This is a genomic window from Actinomadura sp. NPDC048955, assembly GCF_040649435.1.
Lineage (GTDB): Bacteria > Actinomycetota > Actinomycetes > Streptosporangiales > Streptosporangiaceae > Spirillospora > Spirillospora luteofluorescens.
This window is the reverse complement of sequence record NZ_JBEZJI010000005.1, coordinates 227,370-239,029: the sequence shown is the minus strand read 5'-3', so window position 1 is coordinate 239,029 and position 11,660 is coordinate 227,370. Positions and strand designations below refer to the sequence as shown.

Genomic DNA, 11,660 nt, shown 5'->3' with positions numbered 1-11,660 from the left:
GCGCACCTTCCGGTGCGCCCGTTCTGTTATCGGCCAACTGGCCCGGCCCCCTGTCGGTGTAGGGCGGTCGTCGCGGCCGGGGCGTGCGTCACGCGGTCGCCGCCTCCTCCTCCGGCTGAGACACCCGGTGGGGCCCCGGCAGGAACGGGACGATGGCCGTGCCGGCGGCGGTGATGACGGCCGCGACGAGGAAGGCGGTCGAGTAGCCGTCCACCAGGTCCGGCCCGGCGTGCGCGGCGGCGGTGCCGAGGACGGTGAGGCCGATCGCGCCGCCGATCGTGCGGGAGGTGTTGACGACGCCCGCGACCGCGCCCGCCTCGGAGGGGTCCGCGCCGCTCGTCGACGCCTCCACCAGCGGGGTCATCAGGAGGCCGAAGCCGAGGGCCATGGCCGCGCCCGGACCGAGGATCGCGGTGAGGAACGTCCCGTCGGCCTCCAGCACGAGGCTCTGCCACGCGAAGCCCGCGGCGGCCACGATCCCGCCGATGCCGGCGAGGCGCCGGGCGCCCATCCGCGCCATCAGGGGCGGCGCGAGCCGCGAGCCGATGATGATCCCCGCCGTGTGCGGCAGGAACGACAGGCCGGTCCGGACGGCGCTGTAGTGCAGGACGTTCTGCATGTAGAGCGACAGGAAGTACCAGAGCGCGAAGCCCGCCATCGTCCCGACGAGGGTCGCGAGGTTGCCGACCGCGACGCTGCGCAGCCGGAACAGGCGCAACTGGACGAGCGGCTCGGGGGTGCGCGCCTCGACCGCGACGAACACGGCGAGCAGAACGATGCCGGCGGCGAGCGGGATCGCGCCCCGCACGCCGTGGTCCCCCGTCTCGCCGATGCCGAACGCGAGCAGGCCCACGCCCGCGGTCACGAGGACGGCGCCGGGCAGGTCGAGGCGGCGCCGCCCGGCCGCGTCGCCCTCGCCGCGCAGCCAGCGGGCGGCGATCACCGCGACGACCGCGCCGACCGGAACGTTGATCAGCAGCACCCAGCGCCAGCTCAGGTAGTCGGTCAGCAGCCCGCCGACGAGGCCGCCGGTCGCGCCGCCCGCGGTGCCGACCGCCGTCCACATGGCGATCGCCCGCGTCCGGGCCGGGCCCTCGGGGAAGGTGCCGGTGATGAGCGACAGCGTGACGGGCGCGAGGATCGCCGCGCCGAGGCCCTGGAACGCGCGCGCCCCGACCAGCATCGCGCCGTCCTGCGCGAACCCGCCGGCGAGGCTGGCGACGGTGAACAGGCCGAGACCGGTGATGAAGACGCGCTTGCGGCCGAAGAGGTCGGCGGCGCGCCCGCCGAGGAGGAGGAACCCGGCGAAGGCCAGCGAGTAGGCGTTGACGACCCACTGCAGCCCGGTCGCGCCGAGGCCGAGGCCCTCGCGGATGTGCGGCAGAGCGACGTTGACGACGGAGATGTCGAGGACGACGAGGAACTGGCCGATCGACGCGGCGAGCAGCGCGGCCCAGCCCGGGGTGCCCGCCCCGGCGGCCGGCCGCGCCGCCGCCTCGGCGGTGAGGTCTGCGGTCATGCGTCCATGCTGATCGCCGAGGGCGGGCGCCCGCGTCGGTCTGCGGTCCCGACCGCTGAGGTCCGATCGGCCTAGGACCAGGTGAGGTGGGGCGGCGCGGCCGGCGGGGGTCCAGGCCTGGCGCCGGGCACCCCAGGTATGAATGAATCTCCTCGACGCAAGCGGGTACCGGATGCTTGCGCAACGAGTGCGTCACAAGGTGTTAACCCGGATGAGTCGGAAACAAAGGGACGCACGGAGGTGACCATCCGGAGGGTTGATGCAAGAGTCCGCACGCGACGAGGACATGGACAGGCTCACCGGCGACGCCCGGACCGTCCGGCAGGTGTTCGAGGCGATCCCGGCCGCGGTCGCCGGGGTCGAGAGCCCCGGCGAGTACCGGCTGGTCGCGGTGAACGCCGCCTACCGCGCGCTGGTGGAGCGGGACGAGGTACTCGGCCGCTCCGCCTCCGAACTGTTCTCAGAGTTCGTCGCCCAGCAGTTGTCCGACCTGCTCGACCGCCCGTTCCGCACCGGTGAGACGGTCACGGCGCGCGAATGGCGGATCCAGCTCCCCCGCGCGACCGGCCCCGACGAGGACGTCTACCTCGACTGCACGGTCGTCCCGCAGAAGTCCGCGACCGGCGAGGTGGTCCGGCTCGTGGCGTTCGCTCAGGACGTCACCGAGCGGGTGCGGGAGCGGCAGGCGGCGCGCCGCGCCGCCGAGGAGGGCGCGGGCGAGCCCGGCGACGCCGTCGGGGCGCTGCAGCGGCAGCTGCTGCCCGCGGGCCTGCCGATCCTGCCGGGCCTGCAGATCGGCGGCAGCTACCTGCCCGGCGGCGCCTCCGCCGCGGGCGGCGACTGGTTCGACGCCGTCCCCCTCCCCGACGGCCGGACGGCCCTCGTGGTCGGGGACGTGGCCGGGCACGGCGTCGAGGCGTCGGCGGCGATGGGACGGATCCGCGCCGTCCTGGAGGACCGGCTCGACCACACCGGCGACATCGCCGAGGCGCTCGCCGCCGCCGACCGGCTCGCCGAACGCCTCCCGGCCGCGCGGGCGGCGACCGTGTGCGTCGCCGCCGTCGACCCGGGCGACGGGCGGGTGACGTACTGCACGGCCGGGCATCCGCCGCCGCTGCTGATCCCGTCCGAAGGCCCCGCCCGCTACCTGCGCTCGTCCGGCGGCGGGCCGCTCGGCACCGGGACCGGCTTCCCGCTCGCGCACGACCGGCTCGCCGTCGGCGACCAGCTCCTCCTCTACAGCGACGGCATCGTGCGGCGGCCCGGCCAGGAGGTCGCGGCCGGAACCGTCGAGCTGGCGGAGGTCGCCGCGGACGTCGCCGCCGGCCGGGCGCTGCGCGAGGACTGGCTCACCGCCGTCGACCGCCTCACCACGCAGACGCTGGAACTGCTGATCAGGACGTCGGGGCACGACGACGACATCGCGCTGCTGGCCGCGCAGCGGACCGCCCCGCCCGCGCCGCTGCCGCTGGACCTGCCGGCCGAGTCGGAGGCGATCCCCGCCGCCCGCAAGGCCCTCGACGAGTGGCTGTACGACCTCGGGGCCCGCGCCGAGGACGTCATCCTCCTGCGCCACGCGATCGGCGAGCTCGTCACCAACGCGGTCGAGCACGCCTACGACGGCACGCCCGGCGCCGTCCGGATCCGGGCCGAGTGCACCGCGCGGGGCGTCGTCGAGATCGAGGTCGCCGACGACGGCCACTGGCGCGAGCCCTGGCAGCCCACCGAGGACCGCGGCCGCGGCCTGGCCATGGCGAGCGACTTCGCCGACGAGCTGCACGTCGAGACCGGCCCGCGCGGGACGACGGCGACCGTCCGGCACCGGCTGACCCGCCCCGCGCGGCTCCTCACCCCCGGCGAGGTCGCGCCGGCACCGGCGCCGTCCGACCTGCCGAACCTGCTGCTGATCCTGGACCAGCCCTCGGAGGGGCACCCGCGGATCCGCCTGGACGGCCCGATCGACGCCGCCACCGCCGAGCAGCTGCGCGAGGAGCTCGTGGTCCGCACCCGCGGCGGCACCACGCCCCTCACCGTCGACCTGACCGGCGTCACCCACCTGTCCAGCGCCGGCGTCGCCGTCCTCTACGAGGCCGAGAACCGCACCGACTCCCCGGGCCGCCCGTTCCTCCTCTACTCCCCGCCGGGCAGCCCGGCGCAGCACGTCATGGCGATGGTCGCCCTCCCCCACACGACCGCCGACCCCGGCTAGGCGACCACGTTCACCGTCAGCAGCCCGACGAGGTACGACCCGGGCCGCGGCCGGACGGTGTCGGCGACGGCGCGGCACACCCCGTCCGGCATCGTGATCTCCAGGGCGTCACCGTTGCGGGCGTGGCGGAAGTCCCGTCCCGGGAGCAGCACGACGGGCTCACCGGGCCCGCGCAGGATCAGCGGGTTCCCGTGCGGCACCCGGGCCGGCAGCACCTTGGTGAACTGCGACACGTGCTGGACGCCGATCTCCAGCGTGACACCGTCCGAGGTGTCGACGGCCAGCCGCTGGAAGAACAGGAACCCCGTCCCCGCCCCCTCCCGCGCCGAGCCCTCGCGGACCGCCCACGCGACGTCGGGCAGATCCGCCAGCGACATCCGGTCGAGATCGGTGATCAGCATCGGCAGGTGCGGCGCCATCGCCTCGAGGAGCCCGTCCACATGCCACGACTGCGCCGCGTGCAGCTCGTCGGTGGTGAGGCCGACGAACTGCAGGAACGTGACATCCCCCAAGTCCGTCCGCGCGCGCCCGAGCTCCGGGTCGAGCACCAGCCCCCCGGCGCGGACGTCGGAGTCCGGCCGGTCGGGGTCGATCGGGTCGGGGAACTCGATGTAGTGCCCCACCCGGAAGTCGTTGCCGCTCTTCACCACGTACAACGCCAGGTCCTCCAGGTGCGCCAGCGCCCAGTTCGGCGCCTCCGTCTCCTCCGGCCCCCGCGGCACCCGCAGCGTGAACTCGTACCCGCGCTCCTCGTACGGCGCCGTCAGCGCGTACCCGATCAGATGCCAGTGCGGCACGGGCTCGTCCCGCGGATAGATCGCGATCGTGTTGGTGACGAACCGCCCCACCGGCATCGGCCCCACCGGCCGGTACGGCACGGGCGCACCCCACTCCAACCGCGCCGCGTCCCCGTAGTGCTCCTTGAGCACCCCGTCGATCGCATTCCACCCGTCCAGATTGAGCATCCCGCTCCTCCCGTCGACCCAACGTCCCCCGTACCGACGCACCCAACACGATCAAGGTTCACCCCGCGGGGGCGCGACCCTCTCGGTCTCATGCGGCCTGCTGGTCAGCCGGGGCGGAGGCCGTCCAGGATCAGTTGGGCGATGCGGGCTGATCGGCGCTGGTCGGTTTCCGCGCCGGCGTGGCGGATGGCGGCGAAGGCGCCGGCGACCAGGGCCATCACCTCGTCGGCGGTGACGTCGTCGCGCACTGTTCCGGCCGTGTGCGCGCGGTCGAGCAGGTCCGTGACGTGGCGGGTGAGGTCTGCCGCGACATCGGGGGCGGCGGTGCGCAGGTCGAACTCGGCGGCCGCGAGCGCGCTCTTCACGGCCTCGTTCTCGGCCCCCGCGGCGACCATCCGGGCCAGCAGCGTGAACACGGCCTCGGGATCGCCGGTGGCGGCGAGCGCCTCCGCCTCGGCTGTCAGCCCTTCCAGCATGTCGATCGCGACGGCGAGGTACAGCTCCTCCTTGGCCGGGAAGTGCCGGTGGACGGTACCGGGGCCGACACCGGCGCGGCGGGCGATCTCGTCGAGCGAGACGCCCAGCCCCTCCGTCGCGAACAGCCGCTGAGCGGTCCGCAGCACCCGCTCACGATTGCGCCGCGCATCGGCCCGCAACCCCCGGTCGCGCCGGGTGGCCGTCGCCGGGTCGGGATCAGGTGGCTGGCTGGACATATCTGGATCCAGCATAACCGGGGCGCCGCACCGGATACTCTGGAAACTAACCGGGGCGGCGCACCGCTTACGTTCCGCGCCGCTCGCCATGTACCGGCCACGAGGAGATCGCGCCGATGACCACTCGCGAGGACGCAAGCACCCTGGTACGGCGGATGCAGGAATGCTTCAACACCCGGCAGTTCGACGCAGCCGCCGCCCTGCACACGCCTGACTTCTTCAGCCATCCCCTCGGCGCCGGTTTCGAGGCGGGCAAGGCGGCCTGGCGCATGCTCGTCTCCCGGTTCCCGGAAGTGCGGGTCGTCGCCCGGGACATCCTGGTCGACGGCGACAGGGCCGCCGTCCGCTCGATCGTCGAAGGACTCGCCCTTCCGGACGGCGGCGCGCAGCCCGAGCTGTTCGAGATCTTCCGCTTCGAGGACGGCCGGTTCGCGGAGATGTGGGGCGCCAGCACCGGCTTCCCCACCTCGGCGAGCCCCGAGGACCTGCTCGCCTAGTGCGCTCGACCCCGGATGTTCACCGAGCGGACCTCATCGCGGCTCCGGCGGGTAAAGGCGGATCTCCGCATTCAGTTCGCCGAGTTTCTCGTCGATCAATGAACGGACGGTCGGCCACGGCAGGCCGCCGTGGCCGCAGCCGAGCGGCGGAACGGCGATCGTGACCAGCCCCAGTTCACCCGAAAGGCGGACGAGGTCATCAAGGCCCGCCTCGATGTCCTCAAGCCGGGAGGAGCCCCGCCAATGCCGCTTGGTGGGGAAGTTGAGGATCCAGCGGCCGGCCTCGACCGGCACCGGGAAGACCTCTCCGGGCCGGACCCGCTTCTCCGCACAGGCCTTGGCATAGGCCTCGAAGTTCTCCGGGTGAGCCCGCCTGAACTGGAGCGCGAGCCCCTTGCCCATGACCCCGACCGTGTTGACCGGGTTGACGAGCGCCTGCGCATCGTCCTGGAGAAGGTCCCCCGCCCTCTCGACGATCATCAGCTCCCCCGTCGCCGCCTCTGCCCCGCCGAGGGCGAGCGTAACGACGGACACTGACAATGGCCGATATCGGATCGGCACCGCTTCCAACGGACGGTGGCACGACGCGGTTAACAGGCGAGAGGGCGGCGAAAGGGGTCTGAAGGGCGACGGCGGCGAAACGGACGGTGTCGGAAGCGTGCGGCAGGCTTGCGCGGCATGGATCTCGATGAAGCGTTGCGCTGCCTGGCGGAGGCGGACGGGAACCGGCGGCGACCCGAGTTGTGCGCCGGCCCTTATCTTGCGGTCGCATACGGCGAAGGACTCGAACTGGACGTCTCGCGCCTGCGCGCCCAGGGCGCTGAGGAGTTCGCGGCCCGGGCCGGCGCCGCGTCGGTTTACGACGCGCTGGACCTGCTGGCCGTCGATGTGGTGGCGGCTACCGGCGACACCGTGGAGGAGTTGCTCGAACGGCTGGAGGAGGACGGCCCGATGGACGACGGGGCGCCGCTCACCGACATCGTCTCGCACCGGCGTCGCTTCCTCGCGCTACTCCTGCTCGGCTTCGGCGGGCCGATGGAGATGATCACGGCACGGTTCGAGCAGGATCCCTACCTCGGTGACGCCTTGACCGACCTGCCGGGGGCCCGCTTCGTCCTGCTGGCGAGCGCGGACCCGCCGAACCAGGACTTCGCCTTCGGCGTGCTCGATCTGGGAGGCGGCGGGGGGCGCTGATGGCGCCGCTCCGATGCGGCGCAGGGCAAGGGCTGCATTCGCCGTGTCAATGCTCGTGGTGAACGCGGTTCGCGTCGAGCAAACGGGCAGGGGCGAGGCGGCCGGCCGCGGCGCCTCGGGTCGTATGGCCACGCCTATCTGATCGCAACTGACGATCGGCAGCTTGTCAGCGGTGCGTGGGAGCTGTGTCCGGGCGGTGCCGAACGAGCCGCGCACCGCCTCCAGACGACGGCTCCGGACGCCGCCACGCTCACGCCCTACCACCGGCCCGGCTTCAAGGTCCCGGCCTTGTACGCGTTTACCCGGATGCCCACTCCACCCAGCAACAATTACGTTATGCATTCAAGAAGAAACCGAGAGTAAGAGTTCTGGGAGGGTCGGAATGGGCCGCTTCATCCTCGGCAAGATCACCGCGACGGCCGTGGCCGCGGTCGCACTCGCGTCCCCGCTCTCCGTCCCCGCGAGCGCGCAGGCGCCCGCACACTCCTTCGTTTACAAAGGGCAGACCTGCGAGGACCACAGCTACGACCGCACCGCGAGTTATCACTGCTGGGCAGGGCCGCCCGACTCGCACATGTACCAGACCCACGCCAGATGCAGCGACGGCTCCGTCAAGCACGGCAACTACGAGTGGTACACCTCCGTGTACTTCTCGCTCGTGGCCTGTCCGCCGGGTACCTCGGTGATCTGGTCGCGACCCGAGCCCCAATACGACTGACACCATCCGATGACCGACAAAGGACATGTCATGATCGCGAACGCACGACTCGCCGTGGCCGTACTCGCGGCCGCGGCGGCCTCCACCGCGGGGCTGATCGCTCCTCCCGCCCACGCCGCCACGTCCGTCCAGGCCACCGGGCGGGCCGGCAAGAGGATCGTCTGCTCGACGTACCGATCCACGGACGGCAAGCGCATCGGCGTCGGTTGCGACGCGGGCCGCTACTACGTCGTCGGCACGGCTTGCGGCCCGGGACACTGCACCACCATCGGCGGACCCGTCGTGAACGCTCCCGCGATCTCATGGGCCTACGCGGGCAGCGGCTACTTCGGCGGCGACATCCGCGCGGTCTTCGTCTGAGAGTTGCTAGTCGGTGAGGTCACGGGCGCGCCAGATCGACTCCAGGGTCCGGCATCGTGGGAGCCGCTCTGGGGGCCTTCAGGCAGGACCGCACCGGCGATCTCGGAGAGGCCGGTCGCCGGAAGATGGGCGTCAGAGGTCTGCACGTCGGTTCTCCTGAACGGTCACCTCGACTTCGACAACAACGCTTGCGCCCGGGTGGCGATGTCATCGTCTTCCAGGCGCACATGACGGGTGGCGAGGTCGGATGTGATCCGGCGTAGCACTTTCAGCCACTCAGCTACGAAGGAATCGATCCTTACGGTCAACTGACTTCGGTCATTGAGGAGGGATTCGTAGCTTCCATGAACGCTATCCCAGCGCGAATCGATTCTGAGCGAATCACCATCGCGGACGATATTCCATTCGGCGGAGAAAGTATCGGATCCCCAGTAGACCTCTGTTTGGGGGACTTCGGGATTCTGGACCTCTTCAAGCAGCGGGACCAGGTCATCAAGCAGGACGGGAATGTCATAGCGGTATTCGAGTCGCACGGGGACCCGGTTCCAGAACAAGATGACGTCTTCGGTTTCCATGGGATACATTTGCGCGGTCGCGTGCGCCATGTCCGCGGCCGACGCGACCTCCAGGGTCTCAGGGTTCCCTGTTTGCAGCCAAAAAATCATGCACGTCCCTCTCGAGTCAGCGGGTAAGCGTGAACCTTGCCATTGGGGCGCACCTTGACGAATAGACTGTCCGGTATCCTCGTCTCGCCATCTGGCAGATATTCTATACAGCCATGCCCTTCAGGGAGCCTGAAGAACCCTTTCTTTTTCGGCCCTAGTTCGGCTCCGCACTCCGTCGCGTACTGGACGTCTGCCGCGCCACCGAACCGCCCTTGCGGTCGACCGTCTTTCATTGCGCGAGCCTTACCTTCAGACCAGTCGATACCGTGCTTCGTGGACCCGAGCAGATCAGCTTCAGGTTTGTACTTCAGACCGTCCCTTTCGAAACCTTTGCCGACTTCCTCTAGCTGTTTTCTCTTACTGAGACCGTCGAGACGCTCCTTGGTCTGATCGAAGGATCGCTGTTGCTCCTCGGTGACAGAATACGTCCCTTCCGAGTCGGGCGAGGCCCCGCCCTGTTTCGCTGCATCCGTTTGTTCCTCCGGCGGCCTGCCGTTCTCGTCAGCGTTGTCGTCGTTGTCACCGCCGCTGTACGTATCGACGTTGCCGCCGCCGTCGTCGCCACTGTCGTCGCCGTTGCCCTTGGCGTCGTTGTCAGCACTGTCGCCCTCGTCGTCGGGAGGCGTCTCGGTGACTGGGGGCTGCGCTTCTGGCTCAAGCTCCCGCCCTCCCGTGCCCTGGTTCTGGAGTGGGGCTTCTTGGGCGCCCTGTCCGCTCAGAGCTTCTTGCCCGATTTCGTTGGAGGGAAGGGCGCCTTGGGCCTTGGCGCGTAGCTGTTCTGCGTACTCTTGTTGTGCTTCGCGGGCGCGGGCGAGGCTTTCCAGGCGGGAAGGCGGCCGCTGGGGCGGTTGGGGATCGTCGGTCTTGTCGCCGGTGGAGCTGACGCTGTCTTGGGGACGTGGTTCCTTGTTGTCCTGATTCCCCTGGACACCGGCCGCGCCGGTTTCGGATTGACCGGTCTTGTCTTCCTGGTCGTTGCCGCGATCACCCTCGTCCTGGCGTGAGTCCTCGGATTCGACCGGGCCGAGCTTTTTCGCCTCCGGGCCACCGTTGCCAGTCTGGGCCGGGTCGGTTTCGTCGTCGTCAAGTTCGGTCGATTGGGGGCCAGAGTCGGTGTCATCGGCCTCGGGGGCTTTCCTGGCGTCCGGCTTGACTTCGGCCGGGGGGCCGCCCTGCACCTGTGGCTTGTCGCGGGGAGGGGCGGCCGTGGAGCCGCTGGCCTTCGTATCGCGGTCGCCGGGCTGCCCGGTGCCGGCCTCGGGTCGTCCGGGAAACTTCCAGCCCGCTGCGGCGAGGCTGTCCATGCGGGGCGTTTTCCCGTCCGCTCCGGGATGGTCATGCAATGACATGCCGCCGCTGTCGGGTGGGGTGGGCTTGTCGATGGTCTCGGGGTCTTTGCCCGGCCCACCAGGTGGATTGTCCACGCCCACGCTCGTCAGCCCTTTCGCTGGGGGGAGAGAGACGGGCCGGTTCCCAGGGCATCGGTCGGGCGGCCCGCCGGGCTCTGCGCTAGGCGCGCGGGGCTGACGTCACGGCAGAACCGCGCCCCATGTAATCGCGCACGTGCGAACTTTGCACGTGCGCGGATCGACGTCCTGGGGGTCGACATGCGTCATCGCGCGGCCCGGAGCCAGTAGGCAGCCACCTTTGTGTGTAGACGAGGGCTTGCATAGGCGAAATATGAGCATATCCAAATATAATCAAGTGATGCGAAGCTGACCTGAGTGTAGAGATATGTGTCCAATTGGCGCTCTCGCGATCTCGGTCATCCGCTTGGCGAAGTCTCTCCAGGGCGGTGTCCCGCAGGCCCATTTGGCCAGGTCAGCCCGCCCCGCATCGGCAGTGATCGTTCTCGTCCGTGCCCGGCCCCGCTTCCGTAACAGGTGATCCGCACGAACCGGGAGGGGTGAGGGGTGCGAAGCGGATCGCGAAGCTGCGGGCCCCGGACACCCGAGCATCGACCGAGCAAGAAGAGCGCCGGGGCGCGGGGGCGAGCGTGCCTCCGACCTCAGGGGCGGGCGTGCTTTGGCAGGGTGAGGATTTCGGCGCCGTCGTCGGTGATGGCGATCGTGTGCTCGCTGTGGGCCGTGCGGCAGCCCGTGGCGCTGCGGAGCGTCCAGCCGTCGGCGTCGGTGACGAGGTCGGCGGTGTCGGACATGATCCACGGCTCCAGGGCGAGCAGCAGCCCGGGGCGCAGCTTGTACCCGCGGCCGGGGCGTCCGGTGTTGGAGACGTGCGGGTCCTGGTGCATCGTCGATCCGATGCCGTGGCCACCGAAGTCGGTGTTGATCGAATACCCCGCCTCGCGCAGGACCGAGCCGATGGCGTGGGAGATGTCTCCGGTGCGAGCCCCCGGGCCGGCCGCGGCGATCCCCGCCCGCAGCGCGCGTTCGGTCGCGCTGATCAGCGCGGCGCTCTCCGGCGGGCTCGTCTCGCCCACGATGAAGCTGATGGCCGAGTCGGCGGCGACTCCTCCCAGGGAGACGGCGAGGTCGAGGCTCAGCAGGTCCCCGTCGGCGAGCGTGTAGTCGTAGGGCAGCCCGTGAAGGACGGCGTCGTTGACGGACGTGCAGATGTAGTGGCCGAACGGCCCGCGCCCGAAGGACGGCGCGTAGTCGACGTAGCAGGACTCCGCCCCCGCCTCGACGATCATGGCCTTCGTCCACTGGTCGATGTCCAGCAGGTTCGTGCCGACCGTGGTGCGGCTCCTCACCGTCTGCAGGATGTCGGCGACCAGGGCGCCCGTGTGCCTGGCCTGGGCCACTTCGCTGGCGTTCAAGATCTCGATCATGCGGCGCCCACCCTCACGTGTACCAATAA

Annotated in this window: 12 protein-coding genes; 5 read left to right on the top strand and 7 right to left on the bottom strand. The window is 70.5% G+C overall.

Features of this window, described 5'->3' with window-relative positions; translation table 11 throughout:
• Positions 1–88: 88 nt before the first annotated feature.
• Positions 89–1,519 carry an MFS transporter gene (locus tag AB0C84_RS08055; protein WP_361062579.1) on the bottom strand — a complete coding sequence of 477 codons (1,431 nt, stop codon included), beginning with the start codon at positions 1,517–1,519 and terminating at the stop codon, positions 89–91.
• Between the two features lie 259 nt (positions 1,520–1,778).
• Here AB0C84_RS08055 and AB0C84_RS08050 point away from each other — a divergent pair, with 259 nt between their 5' ends.
• Positions 1,779–3,728, top strand: coding sequence for a SpoIIE family protein phosphatase (locus AB0C84_RS08050; protein ID WP_361062576.1), 1,950 nt, complete (start codon positions 1,779–1,781; stop codon positions 3,726–3,728).
• Here AB0C84_RS08050 and AB0C84_RS08045 read toward each other — a convergent pair.
• Both AB0C84_RS08045 and AB0C84_RS08040 read right to left on the bottom strand, forming a co-directional pair.
• Positions 3,725–4,693, bottom strand: a complete 969-nt coding sequence (locus AB0C84_RS08045) for a suppressor of fused domain protein (RefSeq protein WP_361062574.1) — start codon at positions 4,691–4,693, stop codon at positions 3,725–3,727. The two genes, AB0C84_RS08050 and AB0C84_RS08045, sit on opposite strands and share 4 nt — an antisense overlap.
• A 104-nt stretch (positions 4,694–4,797) precedes the next feature.
• Positions 4,798–5,406 carry a helix-turn-helix domain-containing protein gene (locus tag AB0C84_RS08040; protein ID WP_361062571.1) on the bottom strand — a complete coding sequence of 203 codons (609 nt, stop codon included), beginning with the start codon at positions 5,404–5,406 and terminating at the stop codon, positions 4,798–4,800.
• Positions 5,407–5,522: 116 nt separating this feature from the next.
• Here AB0C84_RS08040 and AB0C84_RS08035 point away from each other — a divergent pair, with 116 nt between their 5' ends.
• Positions 5,523–5,903 (top strand): nuclear transport factor 2 family protein, encoded by a 381-nt coding sequence (locus tag AB0C84_RS08035; RefSeq protein WP_361062568.1) that lies wholly within the window; start codon positions 5,523–5,525, stop codon positions 5,901–5,903.
• Positions 5,904–5,936: 33 nt separating this feature from the next.
• On the opposite strand, the gene AB0C84_RS08030 is transcribed toward AB0C84_RS08035, so the two are convergent.
• A complete protein-coding gene (locus AB0C84_RS08030; RefSeq protein WP_361062565.1) occupies positions 5,937–6,383 on the bottom strand; it encodes a macro domain-containing protein in 447 nt (148 codons plus the stop codon).
• 198 nt (positions 6,384–6,581) lie between these two features.
• Between AB0C84_RS08030 and AB0C84_RS08025 the strand changes: the two genes are divergently transcribed.
• The 3 genes from AB0C84_RS08025 to AB0C84_RS08015 all read left to right on the top strand — a co-directional run bounded on the left by AB0C84_RS08025 (position 6,582) and on the right by AB0C84_RS08015 (position 8,175).
• Positions 6,582–7,097 carry a hypothetical protein gene (locus AB0C84_RS08025; protein WP_361062562.1) on the top strand — a complete coding sequence of 172 codons (516 nt, stop codon included), beginning with the start codon at positions 6,582–6,584 and terminating at the stop codon, positions 7,095–7,097.
• Positions 7,098–7,479: 382 nt separating this feature from the next.
• A complete protein-coding gene (locus AB0C84_RS08020) occupies positions 7,480–7,815 on the top strand; it encodes a hypothetical protein (protein WP_361062560.1) in 336 nt (111 codons plus the stop codon).
• 30 nt (positions 7,816–7,845) lie between these two features.
• On the top strand, positions 7,846–8,175 hold the full coding sequence (locus AB0C84_RS08015) for a hypothetical protein (protein WP_361062557.1): 330 nt from the start codon (positions 7,846–7,848) through the stop codon (positions 8,173–8,175).
• Positions 8,176–8,339: 164 nt separating this feature from the next.
• Here AB0C84_RS08015 and AB0C84_RS08010 read toward each other — a convergent pair whose 3' ends face one another.
• The 3 genes from AB0C84_RS08010 to map form a co-directional block, all read right to left on the bottom strand.
• Entirely contained in the window at positions 8,340–8,840 is a 501-nt protein-coding gene (locus tag AB0C84_RS08010; RefSeq protein WP_361062554.1) for a hypothetical protein, read from the bottom strand.
• Complete coding sequence (locus AB0C84_RS08005) at positions 8,837–10,264, bottom strand: hypothetical protein (protein WP_361062551.1); 1,428 nt, start codon at positions 10,262–10,264, stop codon at positions 8,837–8,839. The genes AB0C84_RS08010 and AB0C84_RS08005 overlap by 4 nt, the downstream gene beginning before the upstream one ends.
• A gap of 584 nt (positions 10,265–10,848) precedes the next feature.
• Positions 10,849–11,631, bottom strand: a complete 783-nt coding sequence (gene map / locus AB0C84_RS08000) for a type I methionyl aminopeptidase (RefSeq protein ID WP_361062549.1) — start codon at positions 11,629–11,631, stop codon at positions 10,849–10,851.
• Positions 11,632–11,660 lie beyond the last annotated feature (29 nt).

Bases quoted from the DNA above. Each gene is read 5' to 3' on its own strand.
- AB0C84_RS08055 (WP_361062579.1), bottom strand. From the start codon at position 1,519: ATGACCGCAGACCTCACCGCCGAGGCGGCGGCGCGGCCGGCCGCCGGG.
- AB0C84_RS08050 (WP_361062576.1), top strand. From the start codon at position 1,779: ATGCAAGAGTCCGCACGCGACGAGGACATGGACAGGCTCACCGGCGAC.
- AB0C84_RS08045 (WP_361062574.1), bottom strand. From the start codon at position 4,693: ATGCTCAATCTGGACGGGTGGAATGCGATCGACGGGGTGCTCAAGGAG.
- AB0C84_RS08040 (WP_361062571.1), bottom strand. From the start codon at position 5,406: ATGTCCAGCCAGCCACCTGATCCCGACCCGGCGACGGCCACCCGGCGC.
- AB0C84_RS08035 (WP_361062568.1), top strand. From the start codon at position 5,523: ATGACCACTCGCGAGGACGCAAGCACCCTGGTACGGCGGATGCAGGAA.
- AB0C84_RS08030 (WP_361062565.1), bottom strand. From the start codon at position 6,383: ATGATCGTCGAGAGGGCGGGGGACCTTCTCCAGGACGATGCGCAGGCG.
- AB0C84_RS08025 (WP_361062562.1), top strand. From the start codon at position 6,582: ATGGATCTCGATGAAGCGTTGCGCTGCCTGGCGGAGGCGGACGGGAAC.
- AB0C84_RS08020 (WP_361062560.1), top strand. From the start codon at position 7,480: ATGGGCCGCTTCATCCTCGGCAAGATCACCGCGACGGCCGTGGCCGCG.
- AB0C84_RS08015 (WP_361062557.1), top strand. From the start codon at position 7,846: ATGATCGCGAACGCACGACTCGCCGTGGCCGTACTCGCGGCCGCGGCG.
- AB0C84_RS08010 (WP_361062554.1), bottom strand. From the start codon at position 8,840: ATGATTTTTTGGCTGCAAACAGGGAACCCTGAGACCCTGGAGGTCGCG.
- map (WP_361062549.1), bottom strand. From the start codon at position 11,631: ATGATCGAGATCTTGAACGCCAGCGAAGTGGCCCAGGCCAGGCACACG.